The sequence below is a fragment of the Pantoea sp. BS_8 genome (assembly GCF_041954965.1).
Lineage (GTDB): Bacteria > Pseudomonadota > Gammaproteobacteria > Enterobacterales > Enterobacteriaceae > Pantoea > Pantoea stewartii.
In genome coordinates this window covers 740,594-765,108 of sequence record NZ_JAVAXU010000001.1, presented here as the reverse complement: position 1 = coordinate 765,108, position 24,515 = coordinate 740,594, and the positions used below count along the sequence as shown (strand labels likewise).

General features: G+C 54.2%; 18 protein-coding genes and 1 tRNA gene. 12 read left to right on the top strand and 7 right to left on the bottom strand.

Annotated elements, in window-relative coordinates:
• Window positions 1–146 precede the first annotated feature (146 nt).
• From RAC65_RS03525 to ssuD, 3 genes are all read right to left on the bottom strand, one after another.
• On the bottom strand, window positions 147–1,556 hold the full coding sequence (locus tag RAC65_RS03525; protein WP_375096358.1) for an LLM class flavin-dependent oxidoreductase: 1,410 nt from the start codon (window positions 1,554–1,556) through the stop codon (window positions 147–149).
• A gap of 71 nt (window positions 1,557–1,627) precedes the next feature.
• Window positions 1,628–3,040, bottom strand: coding sequence for an FAD/NAD(P)-binding protein (locus RAC65_RS03520; RefSeq protein WP_375096357.1), 1,413 nt, complete (start codon window positions 3,038–3,040; stop codon window positions 1,628–1,630).
• Between the two features lie 15 nt (window positions 3,041–3,055).
• Window positions 3,056–4,228 carry an FMNH2-dependent alkanesulfonate monooxygenase gene (gene ssuD / locus RAC65_RS03515; RefSeq protein WP_375096356.1) on the bottom strand — a complete coding sequence of 391 codons (1,173 nt, stop codon included), beginning with the start codon at window positions 4,226–4,228 and terminating at the stop codon, window positions 3,056–3,058.
• Between the two features lie 274 nt (window positions 4,229–4,502).
• On the opposite strand from ssuD, the gene RAC65_RS03510 reads away from it, so the two are divergent.
• Both RAC65_RS03510 and RAC65_RS03505 read left to right on the top strand, forming a co-directional pair.
• Window positions 4,503–6,392: an aliphatic sulfonate ABC transporter substrate-binding protein gene (locus tag RAC65_RS03510; protein ID WP_375096355.1), complete on the top strand. Its 1,890-nt coding sequence runs from the start codon at window positions 4,503–4,505 to the stop codon at window positions 6,390–6,392.
• Window positions 6,393–6,486: 94 nt separating this feature from the next.
• Complete coding sequence (locus RAC65_RS03505) at window positions 6,487–7,434, top strand: sulfonate ABC transporter substrate-binding protein (RefSeq protein ID WP_375096354.1); 948 nt, start codon at window positions 6,487–6,489, stop codon at window positions 7,432–7,434.
• A gap of 730 nt (window positions 7,435–8,164) precedes the next feature.
• Here the strand turns inward: RAC65_RS03505 and RAC65_RS03500 are convergent.
• The 4 genes from RAC65_RS03500 to pmrA all read right to left on the bottom strand — a co-directional run bounded on the left by RAC65_RS03500 (window position 8,165) and on the right by pmrA (window position 11,128).
• A tRNA-Ser gene (locus RAC65_RS03500) sits at window positions 8,165–8,252 on the bottom strand.
• A gap of 197 nt (window positions 8,253–8,449) precedes the next feature.
• A complete protein-coding gene (gene msrA / locus RAC65_RS03495; protein ID WP_006120229.1) occupies window positions 8,450–8,989 on the bottom strand; it encodes a peptide-methionine (S)-S-oxide reductase MsrA in 540 nt (179 codons plus the stop codon).
• Between the two features lie 388 nt (window positions 8,990–9,377).
• Complete coding sequence (gene pmrB, locus RAC65_RS03490; protein WP_375096353.1) at window positions 9,378–10,445, bottom strand: two-component system sensor histidine kinase PmrB; 1,068 nt, start codon at window positions 10,443–10,445, stop codon at window positions 9,378–9,380.
• On the bottom strand, window positions 10,442–11,128 hold the full coding sequence (pmrA, locus tag RAC65_RS03485; protein ID WP_205958551.1) for a two-component system response regulator PmrA: 687 nt from the start codon (window positions 11,126–11,128) through the stop codon (window positions 10,442–10,444). The genes pmrB and pmrA overlap by 4 nt, the downstream gene beginning before the upstream one ends.
• An 846-nt stretch (window positions 11,129–11,974) precedes the next feature.
• Between pmrA and otsB the strand changes: the two genes are divergently transcribed.
• The 10 genes from otsB to RAC65_RS03435 all read left to right on the top strand — a co-directional run bounded on the left by otsB (window position 11,975) and on the right by RAC65_RS03435 (window position 24,506).
• A complete protein-coding gene (otsB, locus tag RAC65_RS03480) occupies window positions 11,975–12,763 on the top strand; it encodes a trehalose-phosphatase (protein WP_375096352.1) in 789 nt (262 codons plus the stop codon).
• On the top strand, window positions 12,760–14,196 hold the full coding sequence (otsA, locus tag RAC65_RS03475) for an alpha,alpha-trehalose-phosphate synthase (RefSeq protein ID WP_033742002.1): 1,437 nt from the start codon (window positions 12,760–12,762) through the stop codon (window positions 14,194–14,196). The genes otsB and otsA overlap by 4 nt, the downstream gene beginning before the upstream one ends.
• Before the next feature lie 978 nt (window positions 14,197–15,174).
• Window positions 15,175–15,525 (top strand): flagellar transcriptional regulator FlhD, encoded by a 351-nt coding sequence (gene flhD / locus RAC65_RS03470; protein ID WP_006120236.1) that lies wholly within the window; start codon window positions 15,175–15,177, stop codon window positions 15,523–15,525.
• Entirely contained in the window at window positions 15,525–16,103 is a 579-nt protein-coding gene (flhC, locus tag RAC65_RS03465; protein ID WP_033742000.1) for a flagellar transcriptional regulator FlhC, read from the top strand. Before flhD ends, flhC begins: the two co-directional genes overlap by 1 nt.
• A 131-nt stretch (window positions 16,104–16,234) precedes the next feature.
• Entirely contained in the window at window positions 16,235–17,122 is an 888-nt protein-coding gene (gene motA, locus RAC65_RS03460; protein ID WP_006120238.1) for a flagellar motor stator protein MotA, read from the top strand.
• Window positions 17,119–18,378 (top strand): flagellar motor protein MotB, encoded by a 1,260-nt coding sequence (gene motB / locus RAC65_RS03455; RefSeq protein WP_033741999.1) that lies wholly within the window; start codon window positions 17,119–17,121, stop codon window positions 18,376–18,378. The genes motA and motB overlap by 4 nt, the downstream gene beginning before the upstream one ends.
• A gap of 11 nt (window positions 18,379–18,389) precedes the next feature.
• The gene (gene cheA / locus RAC65_RS03450) at window positions 18,390–20,381 is read left to right on the top strand and encodes a chemotaxis protein CheA (protein ID WP_172677647.1); all 1,992 of its coding nucleotides are present in this window, start codon (window positions 18,390–18,392) and stop codon (window positions 20,379–20,381) included.
• A 23-nt stretch (window positions 20,382–20,404) separates the two neighbouring features.
• Window positions 20,405–20,902 carry a chemotaxis protein CheW gene (gene cheW, locus RAC65_RS03445; RefSeq protein ID WP_006120241.1) on the top strand — a complete coding sequence of 166 codons (498 nt, stop codon included), beginning with the start codon at window positions 20,405–20,407 and terminating at the stop codon, window positions 20,900–20,902.
• Window positions 20,903–21,157: 255 nt separating this feature from the next.
• Entirely contained in the window at window positions 21,158–22,720 is a 1,563-nt protein-coding gene (locus RAC65_RS03440) for a methyl-accepting chemotaxis protein (protein WP_039343187.1), read from the top strand.
• A gap of 109 nt (window positions 22,721–22,829) precedes the next feature.
• Window positions 22,830–24,506, top strand: coding sequence for a methyl-accepting chemotaxis protein (locus tag RAC65_RS03435; protein WP_375096351.1), 1,677 nt, complete (start codon window positions 22,830–22,832; stop codon window positions 24,504–24,506).
• The last annotated feature ends 9 nt before the right edge of the window (window positions 24,507–24,515 follow it).

Here is a 24,515-nt window from a genome sequence, read left to right as displayed (position 1 = left end):
CGCAGTAAACAAACAAGAAAAAGTAATAAGGAATGTTTTAATTTCAATAAGTTATTTTTTATTCTCAGGCATGAAAAAGACCGGAAACGTGGGCACGCTTCCGGTATGGGTTGGGTGAATCAGGCTAACGAAGCCGTCTCGTTATGTTATGAGGCTTCAGCAGGGACGATCAGGCCCGCTGACGAGGGCGTGCGTCGGTAGCCGGCACCAGGATGAGGATGAGTAAGGCGATCGCCCAGCCCAAAAAGCTTCTCCCGTAACGTGCCGGGCTGGTAATCCTGCTTATATACGCCGCGTTTTTGCAGTTCCGGCACCAGCAGGTTCACGACGTCAGCAAAGGTTTCATGGGTAACGGCATAAGCCAGATTAAAACCGTCAACGTCTGTTTCCTCCACCCAGCTCTGTAGTTCATCTGCCACGGTTTCGGTGCTGCCCACCAGCAACGGCCCAAAGCCGCCAATGCCTACCCAGTCGGCCATGTTTTGCACCGTCCATTCACGCTGCGGATCGGCGGTCGAGAAGCTCTCTACAACAGACTGAATCGCATCGGTATGAAGATGTTTAAACACCTGATCGGGTTGATACTGACTAAAGTCAATGCCGGTCCAGCCGGAAATCAGGGCAAGGGCACCTTCGTGGCTGACATAACGTTTGTAATCCTGCCATTTGGCCTGAGCCAGCTTATCGGTCTCGCCCACGATCACGGTTTGCATATTGAAAATGAGAATGCTGCGCGGATCGCGTCCGGCCTCCTCTGCGCGCCGACGAATATCGGCCACGGTTTTCCTGAGCAGCACCTTAGACGGCGCGGCAACAAACACGCACTCGGCATGTTGCACGGCAAAAGCTTTACCGCGGCTGGAGGCACCCGCCTGATATAACACCGGCGTGCGCTGTGGTGACGGCTCACACAGGTGAATGCCCGGCACCTGGAAAAAGGTGCCCTGATGGTTGATCGGATGGACTTTGTTCGGATCGCTGAAGATATGGCGCTCCCGGTCGCGAATAACGGCGTCGTCTTCCCAGCTGCCTTCCAGCAGTTTATAAACCACCTGCAAATACTCATCTGCATAATCGTACCGGGCATCATGACGGGTTTGCGTGGCCTGGCCCAGATTGCGTGCGCCGCTTTCCAGATAGGAGGTGACGATGTTCCAGCCAATCCGCCCTTTGGTAAGATGGTCCAGCGTCGACATCCTGCGCGCAAACGGATAAGGATGTTCAAACGAAAGCGAGGCGGTCAGACCGAAACCGAGATGCTGAGTGACCATCGCCATTGGGGTGATCAGCGCCAGCGGATCGTTAACCGGCACCTGAGAGGCACTGCGAAGGGCGGCATCATTGTTGCCGTTAAAGACATCATAAATGCCCAGTACATCGGCGATAAACAGGCCGTCAAATTTACCGCGCTCCAGCAGCACGGCTAAGTCTGTCCAGTATTCCAGGTCCTTGTACTGCCAGGAGCGATCGCGCGGATGCGCCCACAGACCGGGTGACTGATGACCCACGCAATTCATATCAAAGGCATTTAAGCGGATTTCACGTTGTTTAGGCATAGCAGGCTCCTGAGCGGATGCGGCACGCCGGTGCCGCCCACTTTTTAGGGGGATAATAAACAGGTAAGTGATTAGTCAGTCAGTGAAAGGGGACATCGCTCGTTTAGCGTAGCGGTTGTGAGATTTAGCAGTTGACGGGCAACCGCTTCCGCATGCATTGCCACCTGCGGCAGGCCCATCAGTTCACCAAACCGACCGCGTGCCGCGGGACCGACCACATACAGATGGGAATTGCTGTGGCCCTGTGCCGTTCGCGTCTGCGACAGGGCATTGACATCAATGCCAAGCGCTAAAGGATCGGGCCGGATGACGCCGTCATCACACAACTGGCGTAGCAGGGCATCATGTTGTACCAGTTTCCCGTGCGCCGGGCCGGTGGTCACGATCACCTTATCCACCTCCCGCGTCACGACTTCGCCCGAGCGAGTTTGCAGATGCAGCCGCACCGCAGAATGGCTGGACTCTGCCGCCGTCAGCCGCGCCGCCATCACCTGCAACGATCCGTTTTCCAGCCGCGCGTTCAGCACCTGGCCTGCCTGTGGCGCAATGCGGTAGCGGTGCACATCCCACCACGGCCGCAGATGGCGCAGAAAGCGCCGTTGCTCATTCAGTGGCAGGCTCTGCCAGAGGGTCTGGCCCTGCCGACGAACCTCATCAAAGACGACCTGCCACGGAAGCCCGCGCGCCGCCGCCTGACGCATGTCCTGGCGGATGCGCCGTAACCAGCAGCGCACACCCGCTGGCCTGGCAAGGTGCCCTTCAAGCGACCAGCTGAGGTCATGCTGACTGATATTGGGCCGGGGAAGTTGTCCACGGCGTGAAAACACGGTGACAGGGCCGCGGTGCCCCTGGCGATCCAGCGTGGCCACCATATCCGCCATCGTTAAACCGCTGCCCACAATGGCGATGCGCTCCTCCGGACCGACAGAGGCGAGGGCGTTCTCCTGCCAGGGATCGGCGATGATGGCGGGATAGTCAGCCAGTGCGGTTAACGCGCCAGGCAACGACGGCGCGGGATGACTGACGGCCAGGACCACAATGTCGGCGGCAAGGTGTTTGCCGGCGGCGGTGCTGACCGTGCCGTCCCGGAAAGCCACAGCGCGATCCTGCAGATGCGCCAGAACGACAGGCGACTCACGTTGTGCCGCCTCGAACTGTGCATTGACCCAACGGGCAAACTGCCTGCGCTGAGGATAGACATGACCATCGTGCCAGCGCGCGGCGGGATCGCTGACATATGCATCAGAGGCGCGATACCAGCGATCAAAGCTGCCTTCTTCCTCTCCCGCCAGCTGCATGCGTGACGCGGGTACATTAAGGCGGTGAGCCGGATCGGCCGTCGAGTAGGCAACGCCCTGCGCCAGCTGCGACCGGGGTTCGATGAGCGTGACACGCAGTCCGGCCTGGCCCAGACGACCCAGATGCACGGCCAGCGCTGTCCCGCTAAATCCACCGCCCACGATGACAATATGCTGCTCTGACATAAACCGCCTCATTTGTTAGCTGGCACTGGCGCTTTTTTCGGGACGACGATCGCCACCGATAGTTTCACCAAAGGGACCTGTATTCACGCTGCGCTGTGCTTTCCCGGCGTGCGTCGACAGCGGCAGCAGTGGCATCAGTAACTCGGCTACCCGGTGCGCTTCTTCCAGATGCGGATAGCCCGACAGAATAAAGTTATCAATGCCCAGCGCCTGGTATTCCCGAATCCGCGCTGCCACCTGCTGAGGGTTGCCGACCAGTGCAGTGCCCGCGCCGCCGCGCACCAGTCCGACGCCTGCCCATAAATTGGGGCCGATGCGTAAGACTTCGCGTGAACCGCCGTGCAGTGCACTCATGCGCGCCTGGCCCGTCGAATCCATACGGGCAAAGATCTTCTGAGCGGATGCGATGGTTTCATCATCCAGATGAGCTATCAGTTTATCGGCTGCTGCCCAGGCTTCCTCTTCGGTTTCACGCACAATAACGTGCAGTCGAATGCCGTAGGACAACGCCCGGCCACGTTCCTGCGCCCGCTGGCGCACAACGTCCAGTTTGGCGGCAACCTGCTCAACGGGTTCGCCCCAGGTGAGATAAGTATCGACCTGACTGGCGGCCACGTCGACCGCATCGTCTGACGAACCACCAAAGTAGAGCGGTGGACCGTCGGCCTGCACAGGCGGAAACAGAATTTCAGCGCCCTCCACACGAATATGTTCACCGTGGAAGTCCACTTTCTCGCCTTTCAGCAAACGGGAATAGACCTCCAGGAACTCCCGCGTGACCTGATAGCGTTCGGCATGACTCAGGAAAATACCGTCGCCTTTATTTTCCACCGGATCGCCACCCGTCACCACATTGATCAGTAAGCGCCCGTCTGACAGACGGTCCAGCGTTGCCGCCATGCGCGCCGCCAGGCTCGGCGGCTGCAACCCCGGCCTGACCGCCACCAGATAACGCAGCTGTTTAGTGATGGGGGCCAGAGCCGCCGCCACCAGCCAGGAATCTTCACAACTTTTACCCGTGGGGATCAGTACGCCATAGAAACCCAGATTGTCTGCCGCCAGGGCGACCTGTTGCAGATAGGGCAGATCGACCGCTCTTCCGCCCTGGGTGGTCCCCAGATAACGTCCGTCACCGTGGGTGGGTAAAAACCAGAACAGATTAATGTTTTTCTCAGAGGCTTCAGGCATTAGCAGATTCCTTTATAACGATATTTGAAATTGGCAAATGAAAAGCAATCTTTCAGTTATAAAGCCATTAGCAGAATACGTGCCAACTGTGTCTGGTCATTTTTTCCTTTGAATTTATAGCGTTATGATTTCAGCTTTCAGGTACGCGCTGTTGCAAATGCAGCAGGCGTTGAACTTCAGTGCTGCATTTGCAGCACAGGGGCTCAGCCCGTGGCTCGTTTCCCTTCACGCTTAGCGTTATCGTGAGCGCTCAGTCACTTTGCAGGTATTCGCTATGGAACACGCTGGTCCCGATTTAATTGACCCGGCTTCTCTGGCCTTCAAAAGTATCCTGGATCGCCTGGCACCCACGGATGCCACGGTGTTAATCATTGGCGAAACCGGCACCGGTAAAGAGGTGATGGCGCGCTATCTGCATCACCACAGCCCGCGCCGCCGCGCGCCCTTTGTCGCCGTGAACTGCGGCGCACTGACGGAAAGTCTTGCCGAGTCAGAACTGTTTGGGCATGAGAAGGGCGCGTTTACCGGTGCCACGGAACGTCATCGTGGCTGGTTCGAGGCGGCGCAGGGCGGCACGCTGCTGCTGGATGAGATCGGTGAACTCAGTTTGCCGCTCCAGGTAAAACTGTTGCGCGTATTGCAGGAGAGAGAGATTACCCGGGTAGGTTCATCTCAGGCGATAAAGGTAAATGTTCGGGTGCTTGCCGCCACGAACCGCGACCTGACCGGTGCGATTGCCGAACGGCGCTTCCGCGAGGATCTCTATTACCGGCTGAATGTGGCCAGCGTGGCGCTGCCGCCTCTGCGCGAGCGCCGTGAGGATATACCGGTGCTGGCCGCGTATTTTCTGCAACACTATGCGCGCCGACTGGGCCGACCTCAGCTGCGTCTGAGTGAGGAGGCGATCGCGACGTTAAGCCGGTACGCCTGGCCGGGCAATATTCGGGAGCTGGAAAACACATTACATAATGCTGTTCTGCTCAGCCAGGAAACACTCATTGGCCCCGGGCATCTGCGTCTGGGCCACGTGACTGAGGCTGCACCGGTGCCTGAACAGGATGTGATTGATCAGTTTATCCGGCAGCAACTGCAGCACAGTGAAACGCCCCTGTATCCCAGAATTATTGAATCCTTAGTGCGGAATGCCTATGCGCTGAGTCAGAGAAATCAGCTCCAGGCGGCAGCGCTGTTGGGAATCAGCCGTCACAGCCTGCGCACCCATCTGGGCCACTGCGGCATCATTAAGCCGCGCCGCAGAAGCGTCATCGCGCCATCGCGTGCTTTGACAGACTCTGTGGTGCAGGAGCGCGAGTTGCGTATTGGTTACCAGAAGTTCGGCAATCTTGGCATTCTCAAAGCCCGTCAGCATCTTGAGCAGCAGCTGGTGGGCCAGAATGTCCGCGTGTTGTGGAGTGAATTTCCTGCGGGGCCACAGTTGCTGCACGCCCTGCGCGATCAGGAAATTGACTTTGGTACGACAGGCGAAGTTCCGCCACTGTTTGCCCAGGCCGATCAGGGCACCATGGTCTATGTGGCCTGGGAACCGCCTGCGCCGCAAAGTGTTGCCCTGATGGTCGCCAGACACAGCGCCATCACGACGATTGCCGATCTCAAAGGCAAGCGCATTGCGGTGAATAAAGGTTCTAACGTCCATTTTTTGCTGCTGCAGATCCTCGATGAAGCAGGACTGACGCTGGACGACGTGCGTATCGTGTATGCCCCACCGAAATACCCGTTAACCGCCAGCGACCTGAATGCGGTCGATGCCTGGATGATGTGGGACCCTTTACTGAGTGAGGCCGAACGTGGCGATCAACTGCGCGTCATTGCCGATGGCGTGGGCCGGGTCAGCAACCATCAGTTCTATCTGGCGGATTGCCAGTTTGCTACGCATTCACCCGATTTACTGCGCCTGTTGATGACCGCGCTGGAGCAGACTGGCCAGTATATCGATGCCCATCCGGCCGAGGCTGCCGGGTTACTGGCAAAGGAGTTGGGCATGTCCGACAGCGCATTACGTCAGGCGCTGGCGCGGCGTAGTCATCGAACTCAGGCGATGAACTTAGCGATTATTCGCGAGCAGCAGAGAATCGCCGATCGTTTCTATGCGCTCGGTCTGTTTCCCCGCGCCATCAACGTCCGGGACAGAGTCTGGCCGCAATGACGTTTTATGACTAAGAACAGAACTTATACGCATTAAGCCCTCAGGCACGGATTTGTTATGTTGCGCTGACAACACCTTCGTTCAGGACAGAAAAATGAGAAAAATAGTGATAAGCGCACTGATTGCGCTCGCTCAACTTGGCACCTTCGTGACAGCACAGGCGGAAGACAAACCCCAGATCGTGAATATCGGTTTTCAGAAAGCGAATATTTTTGCGCTGCTGAAATACCGTGGCACGCTCGACAGCGAATTTAAAAAGCAGGGCATTGATGTGCGCTGGGTGGAGTTCCCGGCAGGCCCGCAGATGCTGGAAGGGCTTAACGTAGGCAGTATCGATTTGGCGGCCACCGGCGATGCGCCTCCTGTTTTCGCGCAGGCGGCACAGGCCGATCTGGTCTACCTTGGCCACTCGCCGGCCAACCCGCAGACCGAGGCCATTGTGGTGCCGGCCGATTCAACGATCAAAAGTGTCAAGGATCTGAAAGGCAAGCGCGTGGCGCTGAACAAAGGATCGGATGTTAATTATCTGCTGGTGACTGCGCTGGAGCAGGCGGGGCTGACGTATAAAGATATTACGCCGGTTTATCTTCCGCCTGCCGATGCCCGGGCCGCCTTCCAGCGCGGTGCTGTCGACGCCTGGGTTATCTGGGACCCGTATCTGGCCGAAGTCGAAACCACGGCCCATGCGCGCCTGCTGAAAAATGCCGAAGGCTTAGTGCCGCATTACACCTTTTTCCTGGCCAGCCGCAAATTTGCTGATGGTCATCCCGAGACGGCGAAACAGGTGCTGAACGCGCTGAGTCAGCTGAGCACCTGGGCAAACAGTCATCAGGCTGACGCCGCAAAAATCCTTTCCGGCTCCACGGGGTTGCCTGTACCCATCTGGCAGCGCGCGCTGGCCCGCATGCCGTTTGGGGCGGAACGTATGACGCCCAACGTGTTTAACGAACAGCAGGCGCTGGCCGATAAATTTACCCAGATCGGTCTGTTGCCAGTGAAGGTGAATGTCAGCAGCGCGACGTGGGCACGGGATAAGCAGTAACGCGTGAGCGCGAGTGCTTTAAGGGCCTGCGGGTGAACCGTCAGGCCTTTTTTATTGGGGGCGACAGAGGACGATAGAGAAGGATTCACTCGCTGCGCTCGCCCTTTGGGTGGCCTGGCGGCCCTGCAAAACGGCGTTGCCGTTTTGTCGCCCCCCCGGTCGGGGGTGCTCATCCCCCCTCTCAGGAGAACAGGCAAAAAAAAGTCCAGAGGTGAGTCTGGACGCTTCTTCAAATCTGGCGGTGAGAGGGGGATTCACTCGCTGCGCTCGCCCTTCGGGTGGCCTGGCGGCCATACAAAACGGCGTTGCCGTTTTGTCGCCCCCCGGTCGGGGGTGCTCATCCCCCCTCTCAGGAGAATATGCAAAAAAAAAAGTCCAGAGGTGAGTCTGGACGCTTCTTCAAATCTGGCGGTGAGAGGGGGATTCACTCGCTGCGCTCGCCCTTCGGGTGGCCTGACGGCCATGCAAAACGGCGTTGCCGTTTTGTCGCCCCCACGTCGGGGGTTCTCATCCCCCCTCAGGAGAACAGGCAAAAAAAAAAGTCCAGAGGTGAGTCTGGACGCTTCTTTGAATGTGGCGGTGAGAGGGGATTCACTCGCTGCGCTCGCCCGGCGGCCATGCAAAACGGCGTTGCCGTTTTGTCGCCCCCCCGGTCGGGGGTTCTCATCCCCCCCTCAGGAGAACAGGCAAAAAAAAAGTCCAGAGGTGAGTCTGGACTCTTCTTTGAATGTGGCGGTGAGAGGGGGATTCGAACCCCCGATACGTTGCCGTATACACACTTTCCAGGCGTGCTCCTTCAGCCACTCGGACACCTCACCGCAAATTGTTGCTGACCGCGCTGGGTCAACGGGGCGCTACTATAGGGAGTCGACCTGAAACGGTCAAGCACTATTTTTTTCTTTTTTTCTATTCGCTTAAGCTCTGAACGAATCGCGTTAAGGCTGCGCAAAATCGGGTTTTTTAATCGCAAAACGCCCGTTTTTACGCAGTGTAAAGTCCGCTCAGCGGCAGGCGGTTACTGGGCGGTTTTAACCCGACTGGCAAAACTCTTGCGCAGCTTTTGCAGTTTAGGGGGAATCACCGCCATGCAATAGCCGTTTCGCTGGCCAGCACCTTCCCAGTAGTCCTGATGATAACCTTCTGCCGGATACCAGGCCTTTAATGGCTCAATGGTTGTGACAATCGGTTTATCATGATCCTGCTGAGCGCGTGCAATCGCGGCACGGGCTTCAGCTTCCTGCTCGGGTGTTTCGGGGAAAATGGCGGAGCGATACTGAGTGCCGATGTCATTGCCCTGGCGATTAAGCTGTGTTGGATCATGCGTGGCAAAGCTGATGTCCAGCAAATCGCCATAGCTGACCTTCTCAGGATCAAAGCCAATGCGAATGGCTTCTGCATGACCGGTGGCGCCACTGCAGACCTGCTCATAGGTCGGATTAGGGCGCTCGCCGCCGGTGTAACCGCTTTCGACTGACTCAACGCCAATCACGTCTTTAAAAACCGCTTCTGTACACCAGAAACAGCCGCCTGCGATTACTGCATATTCGATTGCCATAAATGTTACTCCTGTCTGGTCTGAAGGAAAGAGGTGGGGATGACGTCAGGCATTTTCAACATCTCTGAAGACGTCAGCGTAAAGAGAGCCGCGTTAAACGCCGTCTGATGTGGGGCCTTTTTGTCACACAATGCGTTTAGCGTAGCAGGGAACAGGGCAAGCGGTGGGCACTCTGTCGGGAAGGTTTAAGCCGCGACAGGGAATGTAGCGCTTAATGTTTCCTTAACACAGGGCAGCGATACTGAGGTGGATTCTACAGGAGACGCTATGAAAACCACGACTGTTACCGCCACCTCTTTCGTATCACGCCCATTCAGCGAGTACGTTGCCGTTATTCTTGCCGTCAGCGCTGTCATCAGCTTTCTGGCCTGCTGGTTTGTGAACTGAATCAGTCCACCGCGAAAAGGACCCTGGCCAGACAACCTGAACGGTCATGGCGATTTTCCAGCAGAAACTGTCCATGATGTAACTGCACAATCCGACTGACGATACTCAGGCCCAGCCCAATGCCACCATAGCGCGTGTCCATGCGGACAAAGGCTTTGCTTAACTCGCCGCGCCTGCTTTCATCAATGCCGTCACCTTCGTCTTCCACGATCAGCGCCGGGCCTGGTGTGTTTTCAAGCCGCACGGTGATATTACTTTCAGATGGGCTGTAACGGTGGGCGTTTTCCACCAGATTGCGCAGAAGCATTCGTAACAGGATCGCATCGCCTTTCACCCTGGAGCTGTGCTCAACATCAAGGGTTAACGTTTGATGACGCACGGCAAGCATCGCACTCAACTCCGCTTCCATAGGCACAATCACTTCATCAATGAGGGCAACCTGCTGGTAGCTGCCCGAGGTAAACTGCTGGCCGGCACGGGTCAGCTGCAGCAACTGGGCGACATTTCCTGTCATCTGATCCAGACGATGTAATAAAGGTTGCGTATCGACGGCCTGATTTCGTTGTAGCAACTCAAGATGTAAGCGTAAACCTGCCAGCGGCGTTCGCAGCTCATGGGCCACATCGGCCGTAAACAGGCGTTCACGTTCCAGACTGTCTGTCAGACGTGCGACAAGGCGATTCACAGAGTGCGTAACAGCGTCAATCTCCTGCACCGATCCGGAAAAGGTGATAGGTTCCAGGTTTACCTCGCTCCGGTTCTCCAGTTCACGCTGCAACTGATAGAGCGGGCGGGTAATCCAGCGTACCGCCTGATAGCACAGGAGCAGCGTCAGCGTAATCATCACCAGACTGGGCAGGGCAAGACTCATCACGGCTTCGCGGACTTCTTTATGCACATGCTGGTCCATGTTGCGGTTCTGCAGATGCGCCTCAACTAAAAATTGCACCTGTTCCTGACTTTCATGCCAGAGCCAGGCCACGCTGATGAGCTGGAAAAACAGCATAATGAGGCCAATCGTGAGAAGCAGCCGAAAACGCATGGTCGTCCCGGTGCGGTCAGTATTCATGTCTCGGGCATCTCGCTATCAGTTTGGGAGGGGGACAGGGCATAGCCGAAGCCGCGAACCGTTCTGATCATGCTTTTGCCGATCTTGTCACGCAGGTTGTGGATATGCACTTCCAGCGTATTGGTCGAAGGCTCGTTATCAAAATTGTAGATATCCTGATACAGCAATTCGCGGTGCACCGGATGGCCCGCTTTGAGCATCAGGCGAGACAGAATCGAAAACTCTTTAGGGGTGAGATCAAGCAAGGCGTTATCCAGATGAATCTGGCGATGGGTCATATCCAGCGACAGGTTGCCCACCTCCACGCGCGTATCCCCCTGGTTAACATGACGTCTGATAAGGGCACGAATCCTTGCCAGCAGTTCATCCAGCGCGAAAGGCTTAATCAGATAGTCATCGGCACCTGCATCCAGCCCGGCGATGCGCTCATCAATCGTGTCCCGTGCGGTAAGAATCAATACGGGCTGCATCTGCTTCTGACGACGAAGACGCTGCAGAAAGTGCAGTCCATCCTCATCCGGCAGGCCGACATCCAGCACGATCAAACTGTAAAGCCCGCTGGCAAGATGAGCTTCCGCGGAACGGACCGTTGAAACCGCATCGCAGACATAGCCCGTGCCTTCCAGCGCCAGAACAAGACCTTGCAGCAGCAGAGCATCGTCTTCAACAATTAATATTTTCATAAGCGCTTAACAGGATACCTCTTTTTTATCAGTACCGATGACCGGACACAGCAATAGCGGGTCGCTCGTCCGCGAACTCACCTTGACAACCTTGTCCGGCAAGCGGATAAGGCAGGCCGTCCCGGTTTCGCCGGCTGTGCCTGCTTTGGGCAAACATGCCGGGATTGTTGCTGACATGACGAATGTTGTCACTCAACTTAGCTCAGCGGAAACGTTAATTAAAGATGAGATAAAGGGGGCTGCAAATCAGCCCCTTTTCGTCTCGCCCGGCATAATGCCTTAACCCGTAATAAGACGTTTTATCAAATGCGAAAGGGCAACATGACGGGCGGACTATTAATATAAAGGCGGAATAATAAAAAATGTTATTTTATCCGGGTTGAATCATTAGTGAATGTCTCCATTATTATTGCGCTAATACATTCGCATTAACGCGCAACAATGAAAGTCAGACGGTAATAAGTGAACAGTATGGATAAGAAAGATTAGGAAAACCTTAAACAGGACCATTTATTACATTTTTATTTCTTTTTTGCGGGCGCAAAATAAGTCGGCGTGAGCAGGCCGGTAATCGCCGTTATTGCCAGCAGCAGAATTAAGCGTTACGGCTGGCACAGGAAATGCATATTTCTGGCAGAATGCAGGATTGCGTCTACACTTTATGGGGCGACAACGACAGTCAGTGAGTTTTTCAGCACTTAACGCGTATGTTTTTGGAGAAAGAGTTACCGAATTGCAGGGTTTTACCGCGCAGTCTCCTTACTTCATTCGGTCTTGCGCCGACCTCTTGCTGAACGCTCTCTGCTGCGATGTCCTGATGATGAACCCGTTTACAGGAGAAGACACGTGACCCAGACGGCAGAAAGTAATGCCTCGTTTCCGTCATTGAGCGGCGGTCTGTATGCCTTCTTTTTTGATGTTGATGGCACGCTGGCAGCGATACAGCCCCAGCCGGATGCCGCTTTCATTCCAGAACAGGTTGTAGCAGAGCTGCAACGCCTCTCTTCTTTATGCCACGGCGCGCTGGCGCTGGTATCAGGTCGTCCTGTTGAGCAACTGGATGCGCTTGCGGCACCGTTGCACGCGCCGGCTGCCGGCGTGCATGGCGCTGAGCGTCGTGACGCGGAGGGCAAGGTGCACTGCGTGTCACTGCCCGAAGAGACTGAACGTCAGCTGAAACAGATGCTGGAAGCCGAAATGGCCCACTGGCCAGATACGCAGCTTGAAGCGAAAGGGATGGCGTTTGCCCTCCATTATCGTCGGGCGATGGCACATGAGCAGGACATATTGCGCCTTGCGCAGGCCGCCGTCGAACGTTTCTCGGGTCTGACGTTGCAGCCCGGAAAGTGTGTGGTTGAAATTAAACCGACCGGCATTGATAAAGGCGCGGCTGTGCAGGCATTTATGCAGGAAGCCCCGTTCGCGGGACGTATTCCGGTGTTCATCGGTGACGATCTGACCGATGAGAAAGGCTTTGCCGCCGTCAATGCCATGCACGGGATTTCCGTGAAAGTGGGAGAAGGCGAAAGCCAGGCACGTTATCGTTTACATGACGTTACGGATGTCTATGCCTGGCTGGAAAGAACACGATTACAATTAGAGCAAGATAACGTTGGTAAGGAGTTTAGGTTATGAGTCGTTTAGTTGTTGTATCTAACCGTATCGCCATGCCAAATGGGAACAAAACCAGCGCGGGCGGCCTTGCCGTTGGCATCCTGGATGCGCTGAAAAGCACGGGTGGACTGTGGTTTGGCTGGAACGGTGAGATAAGTGAATTTTCGGGTGAGGAAGAAAACCCGGTATCGGTAACGGAGCATGATGGTATTGAATATGCTTCCTTCCCGCTGAGCCAGAACGAGTACGATCTCTATTATTGTCAGTTTTCTAATACCGTTATCTGGCCTGCTTTCCATTACCGTTTAGATCTGGTGCAGTTCCAGCGTGAAGCCTGGGAAGGATACTGCGAAGTTAATGATGCCGTCGCGCAGCGGCTGAAACCGCTGATCAAGCCTGACGACATTCTGTGGATTCATGACTACCACTTCCTGCCGTTTGCCGCCGCGCTGCGCCGGGCAGGCATCAACAACCGCATCGGTTTCTTCCTGCATATTCCTTTCCCGACGCCCGAAATTTTCAATGCGCTGCCGCCGCACAGAGAACTGCTGGAAATGTTGTGCGAATACGATCTGTTAGGATTCCAGACGGAATCTGATCGCGTCGCCTTCCTCGACAGTGTGAGCCAGCTGACGCAGTTGCAGAATAAAGGTGACAAAAAACATCGCGCCTATGGCAATACCTTTATGACGGAGGTGTACCCGATAGGGATCGAACCTGACAGCATTAAAGAGATGGCTGAAGGGCCATTGCCACCCAAAATGGCGGCGATGAAGAAAGAGCTGGGCGATGTGCGCAATATCATTGCCTGCGAACGTCTGGATTACTCGAAAGGCCTGCCGGAACGCTTCCTGGCGTATGAAGCGCTGCTGGAAAACTACCCGCAGCATCACGGCAAGATTCGTTACTCGCAGATTGCGCCAACGTCTCGTGGCGATGTGCAGGCCTATCAGGATATTCGTCATCAGTTAGAAACCGAGGCAGGGCGCATCAACGGGAAATACGGCACCCTGGGCTGGACGCCACTCTATTATCTTAACCAGCACTTTGACCGTCGTTTATTGATGAAAATTTTCCGTTTAACGGATGTCGGCTTAGTGACGCCGTTGCGTGACGGGATGAACCTGGTGGCGAAGGAGTACGTGGCGGCGCAGGACCCGGACGATCCGGGTGTGCTGGTACTGTCCCGTTTTGCCGGTGCGGCTAACGAGCTGACGTCCGCGCTCATCGTGAACCCTTATGACCGCGATGAAGTGGCCGCGGCGCTGGATAAAGCGATTACCATGCCCCGTACCGAGCGTATCTCACGCTATAACGATATGATGGCGGTACTGCGTAAAAACGACATCACCGCATGGCGCGAAAACTTCCTGCGTGATCTTGAGAAGATTGCCCCGCGGAGTGCCGATCACGGCATGGCAAATAAGGTTGCCACCTTTCCGAAACTCGCCTGACAGCAGAGCAAGCCAGGGAAGGCTTGCTGTGCGTTACATCCCGCCGCTTTTGCATACACGCTGTTGCTAATGATTGTCCCCTAACTCAAAAGCGCTTTTGCGTCGCCAGGTGTCCGTCTGACGGCAAAGTGGCGTAAAAATGTGCAATTAACACCACCATTCACTTTCTTTACCTGTTTAAGCTAAAGTTCTCTTCATTCCTGCCGATAGTTAAAATGCATAAAACTCCCCTGCCTGCAATTCATTCATATCCTTAATGTAACTCCTTGTTACATCGGTGTACGCTCTCTAAACGGGTTGCTTTCAGCCTTTACGACGGATTGTCAGAAAGCGCGTAATCAGAATTGTCGGCCTTCTGCTCCTGTTTTCCCTTCTTTTTGTCTTATCACCTAACTGACTAATTTAAATACAAATAATGCGCGCCATGGGTAGCATATTCCACTGGTTTTATGGTTTTGGCTGGTTCTAAATAGGGTGCAAATTCCATTCATTGAGATAAACAGGAAATCTGCATGCCCTACAGAATCATCCCTGATTTTTGTAGCCAATTAAGTCCAGCTCAGGACAAATCCCTGTAAAAAAAACGTCAAATTGTGCAAAAAACAGACAGTGAGGAAGGGATAATAAAGCGTTACTGAAGAAAATAGAGGCAAAAGTGTGATCTACGTCACACTTTATCTAAAATTTCACCGAACTGTCGTTGTATGTAAGGATCATCCGATATAGATTTGCCTTGTTTTCGGATTAGTCTTAAAAAAAGCAAGCAAGCCTCAGGGAAGAAGGTTATCGACTTAAGAATAAGGTGGACTGAAAAGATTGACTTCTGACCGGACAGACAGGGTCGCAAAAAGAAGCAGAACTCAGAACCATTGCTTTTTATGTTTAATTATTTTGCCATCTTTAGATTTACCAACCAGCAGCTCGATACGCAGAGATGTCATCTGCGGTAAGTTACGTCGCGTCTCTCAGGATGGAAAAATGGGTACATCTGAATTACTAAAACATATTTACGATATCAACTTGTCATATTTACTGCTCGCGCAGCGATTAATTAACCAGGAAAAAGCTTCTGCGATGTTTCGCCTCGGGATCGATGAAAAGATGGCTGACGCATTGTCTGAATTAACCTTACCTGAAATGGTGAAATTAGCTGAGACCAACCAACTTGTGTGTCAGTTTCGTTTCACCGATAGCACCGTTATTAATCGCCTGACGCAGGAATCACGTGTGGATGATTTACAACAAATCCATACCGGGATTCTTTTATCCAGCCGTTTATTACGCAGTGCGTCGAAAGACGCCGCGCCTACTAAAAAGAGGGCGGTATAATGGGTGAGAAAAGTATTGTTCAGGAAGCGCGTGATATTCAGCTCGCTATGGAGCTGATCACACTGGGTGCGCGCTTACAAATGCTGGAGAGCGAGACGCAGCTGAGCCGCGGTCGCTTGATCAAACTCTATAAAGAGTTGCGTGGCAGTCCACCCCCTAAAGGTATGTTGCCATTCTCGACTGACTGGTTCATGACCTGGGAACAGAACATTCATGCCTCAATGTTCTGTAATGCCTGGACGTTTTTACTGAAAACCGGTTTGAGCAAAGGGATTGATGCGGTGATTAAAGCCTACCGCCTTTATCTCGAGCAGTGCCCGCAATCGGACGAGGGCCCGCTGTTGGCGCTAACACGCGCCTGGACCCTGGTGCGATTCGTTGAAAGCGGTATGCTGGAATTATCAGATTGTAAATGCTGCAGCGGCAGCTTTATTAATCATGCACATCAGCCTGTTGGCAGCTTTGTCTGCAGCCTGTGCCAGCCACCATCACGTGCCGTAAAAAGACGTAAACTTTCTGCAGATACTGCCGATATCTTTCCACAACTGCTGGATGAACAGGTTAAACACGCCGTTTAAATTTGTTCGCAATGTGGAAGTCATCCAGCAGCGGTTAATCCCGCTGCTTTTTTTTTGCCTCCACAGGGTGAACATCTCCGGTTTCTCTGGCTTAACGTCGACCAACACGTTACGGACGTAAGGATTTTTCTGTGCTGATAATTTTAGGTTACATCGTTGTATTAGGTTCCGTGTTGGGCGGATACGCTTTAGTGGGCGGACATCTTGGCGCGCTTTACCAGCCTGCAGAATTGCTGATGATCGCCGGGGCGGGCGTCGGCGCGTTTCTGGTGGGCAACAACGGTAAATCGATCAAGAAGACCCTCAAAGCTCTGCCGCTCCTGTTCCGCGGCTCGAAATACAACAAAGCGGTGTACATGGATCTCATGGCACTGCTTTACCGGCTGATGGCGAAATCTCGTCAGCAAGGCATGTTATCGCTTGAGCGTGATATTGAAGATCCCGCCCAGAGTGAAATTTTTGCTAATTATCCCCGCATCTTAGCCGATAAACAGTTAGTCGACTTCATCACCGATTATTTACGCCTGATGGTGAGCGGCAACATGAATGCTTTCGAAATCGAAGCATTGATGGATGAAGAGATTGAAACCTATGAACACGAGTGTGAAGTGCCGGCACAAAGTATCGCTGCCGTCGGCGATGGCCTGCCCGCTTTCGGTATCGTTGCGGCGGTAATGGGCGTGGTTCATGCCCTGGCGTCAGCTGACCGTCCAGCCGCCGAGCTGGGGGCACTGGTGGCACATGCCATGGTGGGAACGTTCCTCGGGATTTTACTGGCATACGGTTTTATTTCGCCTCTGGCGTCGGTATTACGTCAGAAGTGTGCTGAAACGACCAAGATGATGCAGTGCGTGAAAGTGACATTGCTTTCCAGCCTGAACGGTTATGCACCGCAGATCGCCGTCGAGTTTGGTCGTAAAACGCTTTATTCAGCTGAGCGTCCATCGTTCAGCGAACTGGAAGAACACGTTCGCAACGCGAAGAACCCGGCTAAACAGACTTCGGATCAGACCTCATGAAACATGGCAATCGCCCAATTGTGCTGATTAGAAAGCGCAAACATAAAAAACATGAAGGAGGACATGGCTCATGGAAAATCGCCTATGCCGACTTTATGACGGCGATGATGGCATTTTTTATGGTGATGTGGCTGCTGTCGATCGCCAGCCCACAACAGCTTATCCAGATAGCAGAATATTTTCAGACGCCCTTAAAAGTGGCGCTGACGGGTGGACAGAGAAGTAGCGACAGTAGCAGCCCGATCCCAGGCGGAGGAGACGATGCTACGAAGAAAGAAGGTGAAGTCAAAAAGGTTGTGGATATGGATGCGCAGAAACGCAAGCTGGATGAAATTCGCCTCAACCGCCTGCGTGAAAAGCTCGACCAGTTAATCGAAGCTGATCCGCGCCTGAAAGCGCTGCGTCCGCACCTGATTATTAATATGGTTGATGAAGGGCTGCGTATTCAGATCATCGACAGCCAGAACCGCCCGATGTTCAAGACCGGCAGTGCAGAAGTTGAACCTTATATGCGTGATATTTTGCGCGCGATTGCCCCGATTTTGAATGACATCCCTAACCGTATCAGTATCGCGGGCCATACGGATGACATTCAGTATGCGACCGGTGATAAAGGGTACAGCAACTGGGAATTGTCAGCGGACCGTGCCAATGCGTCACGTCGTGAACTGGTGATTGGTGGGCTGGATGGTGGAAAGATTCTGCGTATCGTCGGCATGGCGGATACCATGAAACTGAAAAATCGCGGCGGCGATGATGCCGTTAACCGTCGTATCAGTTTGCTGGTGTTGAACCATGATACCGAAGCCGCGATTGAGAAAGAGAACGCAGAAAGTGACGCGGTTCAGATTAGCGATCCCTCTGCGTTGGAAAAAGTGACCGCGCCGTCAGCACCCGGCAGTAATGCGGCTGATAAAACATCTTCCAAACCTGCAACTGCCACGTCGGCGGATGCAGTGAAAACAGCGAACTCCGCACCGTCAGCCGCATCGACGAGCGCAGAGAAAGCCGCGACCGCCGCCTCGTCAGCGTCATCGACGAGCGCGGTGAAAACAGCAGCCTCCGCATCGTCAGCCTCACCGGCGGTCGCGGCGAAAACAGCGACCTCCGCGACGTCAACCTCTTCGGTTCGTGCGGTAACAACAATAACGCCTGCACCGTCAGCCCTACCGGCGGATGCAACGAAAACAACCTCCGCACCGCCAGCGTCTTCGGCAGGTGCGGTGAATACAGCAGCCCCCTCACAGCCGAGGTGATTCCCGTGAGCATGGACATCAGCGATTTTTACCAGACGTTTTTTGATGAAGCCGATGAGCTGTTAGCGGATATGGAGCAACACCTGTTGGGACTCGATCCCCAGGAGCCAGACTCTGAACAGCTTAACGCCATCTTCCGCGCCGCCCACTCGATTAAAGGCGGAGCCGGAACCTTTGGTTTTACGGTTTTACAGGAAACAACCCACATCCTGGAAAACATTCTGGATGGTGCTCGTCGCGGCGAGATGCAGCTCAGCACCGACATCATCAATCTGTTTTTGGAAACTAAAGATATTATGCAGGAACAGCTAGATGCTTATAAAACCGCGCAAGAGCCTAACGCGGAAAGCTTCAAGTATATCTGTGAAGCATTACGCCAGTTGGCGTTAGAGGCGAAAGGTCAGCCGGTTGAAGCACCGGTTGTGGTTGCGCTTGAAACGCCTGTCAGTCAGGCAGAATCCGCCTCCTCTGATGCTGAAGGTGTTCACCTGCAGTTGGTCGACCTGAAAGAAAAAGATATCGACCTGATGCTGGAAGAGCTGGGTAATCTTGGCACGCTCAGCAACGTGAAGAAAGGCAGCAATACGCTTGAGTGCCACATTACCGGCGTAGGCAAAGACGACATTATTGCTGTGCTGTGTTTCGTTATTGATGAAGCGCAGATTCGCTTCCCGGGTGCTGACGCTGCCGCGGCGGTAGCCGAAAGCGTGGATGCGCCTGCGGTTGCCGATGTTCAGACTGCGACCGTGACCGAATTGCCGGTTGCCGCGGTGAAACGCGAAAGCAAACGCGCTGCCGCGCCCGCGAAGACCAGCGAATCAAGCAGCATCCGTGTTGCGGTTGAGAAAGTCGATCAGCTGATTAACCTGGTGGGTGAACTGGTGATTACCCAGTCAATGCTGGCACAGCGTTCAGGTGAACTGGACCCGGTCGCGCACGGCGAACTGTTGAACAGCATGGGGCAGCTTGAGCGTAATGCGCGTGACCTGCAAGAATCTGTGATGTCGATTCGTATGATGCCTATGGAGTACGTCTTCAGTCGCTTCCCACGTCTGGTGCGTGATTTGGCCAGCAAGCTGGGCAAAGAAGTTGAACTGACGTTACTGGGTAGCTCGACGGAACTCGATAAGAGTCTGATCGAACGTATCATCGATCCGTTAACGCACCTGGTGCGTAACAGTCTTGACCACGGCATCGAAACCCCGGAAAAACGTATTGCGGCAGGTAAGGTTGCCACAGGTAATCTGACGCTGTCAGCAGAACACCAGGGCGGCAACATCTGTATCGAAGTGTCAGATGACGGTGCGGGCCTTAACCGCGAACGTATCCTGGCAAAAGCTCTGTCATCGGGCCTGCCGGTGCATGAAAACATGAGCGATGAAGAAGTCGGCATGTTGATTTTCGCGCCAGGTTTCTCAACGGCAGAGCAGGTCACCGACGTATCTGGCCGCGGTGTGGGCATGGATGTGGTGAAACGTAACATTCAGGAAATGGGTGGCCATGTTGAAATTGCCTCAAAACAAGGCAAAGGCACCACCATCCGTATTCTGCTGCCGCTGACGCTGGCGATTCTGGACGGCATGTCAGTGCGCGTAGCGAACGAAGTCTTTATTCTGCCGCTGAATGCGGTGATGGAATCGTTACAGCCGCGTGCTGAAGAGCTGAAACCCCTGGCGGGCGGCGAATGTGTTCTGGAAGTGCGCGGCGAATACCTGCCACTGGTTGAACTGTGGAACGTCTTTGACGTGAAAGAGGCGAAAACCGAAGCGACGCAGGGCATTGTGGTGATTCTGCAGAGCGCGGGCAAGCGTTACGCTTTGCTGGTGGACCAGTTAATCGGTCAGCACCAGGTTGTGGTCAAAAACCTGGAAAGCAACTATCGCAAAGTTCCAGGTATTTCAGCCGCCACCATCCTCGGCGATGGCAGCGTGGCGCTGATTGTAGACGTTTCGGCGTTGCAATCACTTAACCGTGAAAAACGTGTGGCCGGCGCTGCCGCCTGATTGATAACGAAAGGGTAAATAACATGAGTGGAATGGCAACCGTGACAAAAATTGCTGGCGAAACCGTTGGACAGGAGTTCCTGGTCTTCACGCTGGGTGATGAAGAGTACGGCATCGATATTCTGAAGGTTCAGGAAATTCGTGGTTACGATCAGGTAACCCGCATTGCCAACACGCCTGATTTTATTCGCGGCGTGACAAACCTGCGCGGCGTTATCGTGCCAATTATCGATTTGCGCGTGAAGTTTTCACAGCCAGACGTTGAGTACAACGAAAATACCGTGGTGATCGTGCTGAATCTCGAAAACCGCGTCGTCGGTATCGTGGTTGACGGTGTGTCGGATGTCCTGTCGCTGACGCAGGAACAGATCCGTCCTTCACCTGAGTTCGCTGTGACTATGTCAACAGAGTACCTGACAGGTCTGGGTGCACTGGGCGAGCGCATGTTGATTCTGGTCGACATCGAAAAGCTGCTGAGCAGCGAAGAGATGGCGCTGGTCGACAACCTGCGTACCGCGTAATCGTTAAACACGGGCCAGCCAACGCTGGCCCGTGTTGTTATTCTGCACGCCGAACCTGTCATCACCGCCTTTCCTTCACCCGTCGACCTTTCAAAAAACACGCTGTCTGTGATCCTGCTCCAGGATTAGCATATTGCTCTGGTTTCAATAATTACAAAAGTCATTTGAACCCCTTTTTAAAAGCGAAATGGCTAAAACATCCTGCGTTGCCGCCGATACAGCCCCTGCACGTTACTTATTTAGTCGGGGAAAAAGATGTTAAAACGGATAAAAGTGGTGACCAGTCTGATTACGGTACTGATGCTTTTCGGTGCCCTGCAACTGCTGTCAGGCAGCCTGTTTTGGTCAGCGCTCAATAATGATAAAGCGGCGTTTGCCTTGTCGCAGATTTCAACACGCAACGTGGCGGCCATGACGGATGCCTATATGGCTCTGAACCAGTCACGTACTACGCTCAACCGCGCCATGTTGCGGTTACAAACCAGTCTGGCATCGCAAATGAACGGCGGTCAGCTGGACAGCCTGACGGACAAAGCCATTAGCGAAGCCAATAAAGGTGAGCAGTATCTTGCCGAGTTTAATGCCATTCCGGAAACGCCAGGCGCGGATACCGAAATGCGCGATCAGTTACAAAACCATTTTGCCGCCTATCTGACCGGTCTGCGCGGGATGATCGCCAGCCTGAAAGCCAAAGATCTGGAAGGCATGTTCAAACAGAACATTGAACAGAAGCAGCAGGCCATGCAGGCCACCTATACGGCCTGGCGTCTTAAGCAGAGCGAGCTGTCTTCCCACGGTGCAGAACAAAACCAGCAAGCCTTTACTCAGATGATGTGGTTGCTGGGCATGGTCGGCGCTCTGGTGGTCGTGGTGATCATCGGTTGCTGGTTTGGCCTGCGCCAGGTGCTGATTTATCCTCTGCAACGTCTGCTGGTGGATATCCGCACGATTGCCTCCGGTGATCTGACGCAGCCAGTGAAGGTAGAAGGCCGTAATGAGATGAGCCAACTGGCCGCCGGTATCCGTGAGATGCAACAATCTCTGGTGACAACGGTGGGTGAAGTCCGCAGCGGTTGCGATGCGATCTTTACGGGTGCCAGCGAAATCGCCGCGGGCAATAACGATTTGTCCGCACGCACGGAAGAGCAGGCGGCCTCGCTTGAGCAGACCGCCGCCAGCATGGAGCAACTGACCGCCACGGTGAAACAAAATGCGGATAATGCGCGTCAGGCTTCACAACTCGCCCATACCGCATCTGAAACCGCCTTGCAGGGTGGCAAAGTTGTGGATGGCGTCGTCAGCACAATGAAAGAAATTGCAGACAGTTCTAAGAAAATCGCTGACATTATCAGTGTGATCGATGGTATTGCTTTCCAGACGAATATCCTGGCGTTGAACGCCGCCGTCGAAGCGGCGCGTGCAGGCGAGCAGGGCCGTGGCTTCGCGGTTGTCGCCGGCGAAGTACGTAGCCTGGCGCAGCGCAGTGCGCAGGCTGCCAAAGAGATTAAAGGGCTGATTGAAGATTCTGTTGCTCGTGTTGACAGTGGTTCGCAGCAGGTCGAGAGCGCGGGTAGCACCATGAATAATATTGTGGGTGCCGTCACCCGCGTGACCGACATCATGGGTGAAATTGCCTCGGCATCGGATGAACAAAGCCGCGGTATCGATCAGGTGGGGCAGGCGGTGACAGAAATGGATCGCGTGACGCAACAGAACGCCTCGCTGGTGGAAGAGTCTGCCGCCGCCGCCGCCGCGCTGGAGCAACAGGCGAGCTCACTGTCCCAGGCCGTTTCCGTCTTCAAAATCTCCCGTACTTAAGCGTTCTGACAGTTTTTACTGCCAGCGTGATGATCAATTCACGCTGTCAGTAAAGTTCCGCCTGCGCGGGCCGATAAACAGAATCGAATTGCTAATGAATGAGGTTTCTATGTTTAGTCGAGTACGCGTTGTCACCGGCCTCCTGTGTGTACTGGGGCTTTTTGCCTTGCTGCAGGTTTTCTCGGGTGGGGTATTTTTCAAAACGGTTACGGAAGATAAAGAAAACTTTGCTTATAACCAGCGTCTTAGCACCTTGCAACGCGCCATGGGAACGTCATGGGTTGCGCTTGTCCAGGCACGTAATACCTTAAACCGTGCGGGCATTCGTTATTTGCAGGATGGGCAGATGGCAGGTTCGGGAGCCACCGTAAAAGAGCTGGTGGCGCTGGCTGACAGTGAGCTGAAACAGGCTGAAAAGGGCTATGAATTATTCAATGCCAACCTGTCAGAGAAAGGAAAAAGTGCGGCTAACGTGCTGACGCTACAGGCCAATTACAAACAATTCCACGATGGTCTGGCGGAACTGATTGTGTTTCTGGGCAACGGCAACTTTAAAGGGTTTGTTGATCAGCCGACACAAAGTTATCAGGACAAATTCCAAAAAGATTATGACGACTGGCTTAACTACAACCTGGTACTGAGCCAGAAAGGCATCGATGCCAATAATGCCGCTTATCAGCGCATGATTATGCTGGTTGCGGGGACGCTGGTCGTTACGCTGCTGGTGATCGTGCTGGTGTGGAATCTTATGCGCAGCCTGCTGATTCGCCCGTTAAAACAGAGCATCGATCATATCCAGCATATCGCACGGGGTGACCTGACGCAGCCTATCGCCATTACCGTACGTAATGAAATTGGCGATTTGCTGACGTCTCTGCAGGAGATGCAACGTGAACTGGTCCGTACGGTCAGCACCGTCCGTGATGGGGCCGATGCGATCTATACCGGCGCCAGCGAAATTGCCGTAGGGAATAACGATCTGTCGTCGCGAACAGAGCAGCAGGCGGCTTCGCTGGAGCAAACCGCTGCCAGCATGGAACAGCTTACCGCGACCGTGAAGCAAAATGCTGAAAATGCCCGTCAGGCGTCGACGCTGGCGCTGAATGCCTCTGAAACCGCACAGCAGGGCGGCAAAGTGGTGGACGGTGTCGTGACCACGATGAAAGAAATTGCGGGCAGTTCCAGAAAAATTGCCGATATCACCAGCGTGATTGATGGCATTGCTTTCCAGACCAATATCCTGGCACTGAATGCGGCCGTGGAAGCGGCACGCGCAGGTGAGCAGGGCCGTGGCTTTGCGGTGGTTGCCGGTGAGGTGCGCAATCTTGCACAGCGCAGTGCACAGGCGGCGAAAGAGATTAAAGGGCTGATTGAGGACTCCGTCAGTCGCGTGAATACCGGTTCAGTCCTGGTTGAAAGCGCAGGCGATACCATGAACGAAATCGTCAGCGCCGTCACACGCGTCACCGACATCATGGGAGAGATTGCCTCTGCTTCAGACGAACAGAGCCGTGGCATCGACCAGGTTGGCCTGGCCGTGACCGAGATGGATCGCGTGACACAGCAGAACGCCTCGCTGGTTGAAGAGTCGGCCGCCGCCGCTGCGGCACTGGAAGATCAGGCCAGCAACTTAAAACAAGCGGTTTCTGTCTTCAATATTGGTAAAGAAATTGTCACGCAGGCCGTTAACAAGACAACGGCGGCAAAAAGTTTACGTGTAGAAAGTCCGTCAGAGGGCATTCGCCAACCCTCATCACGCAATGATGAGAACTGGGAAACCTTCTAATTGCCTGGA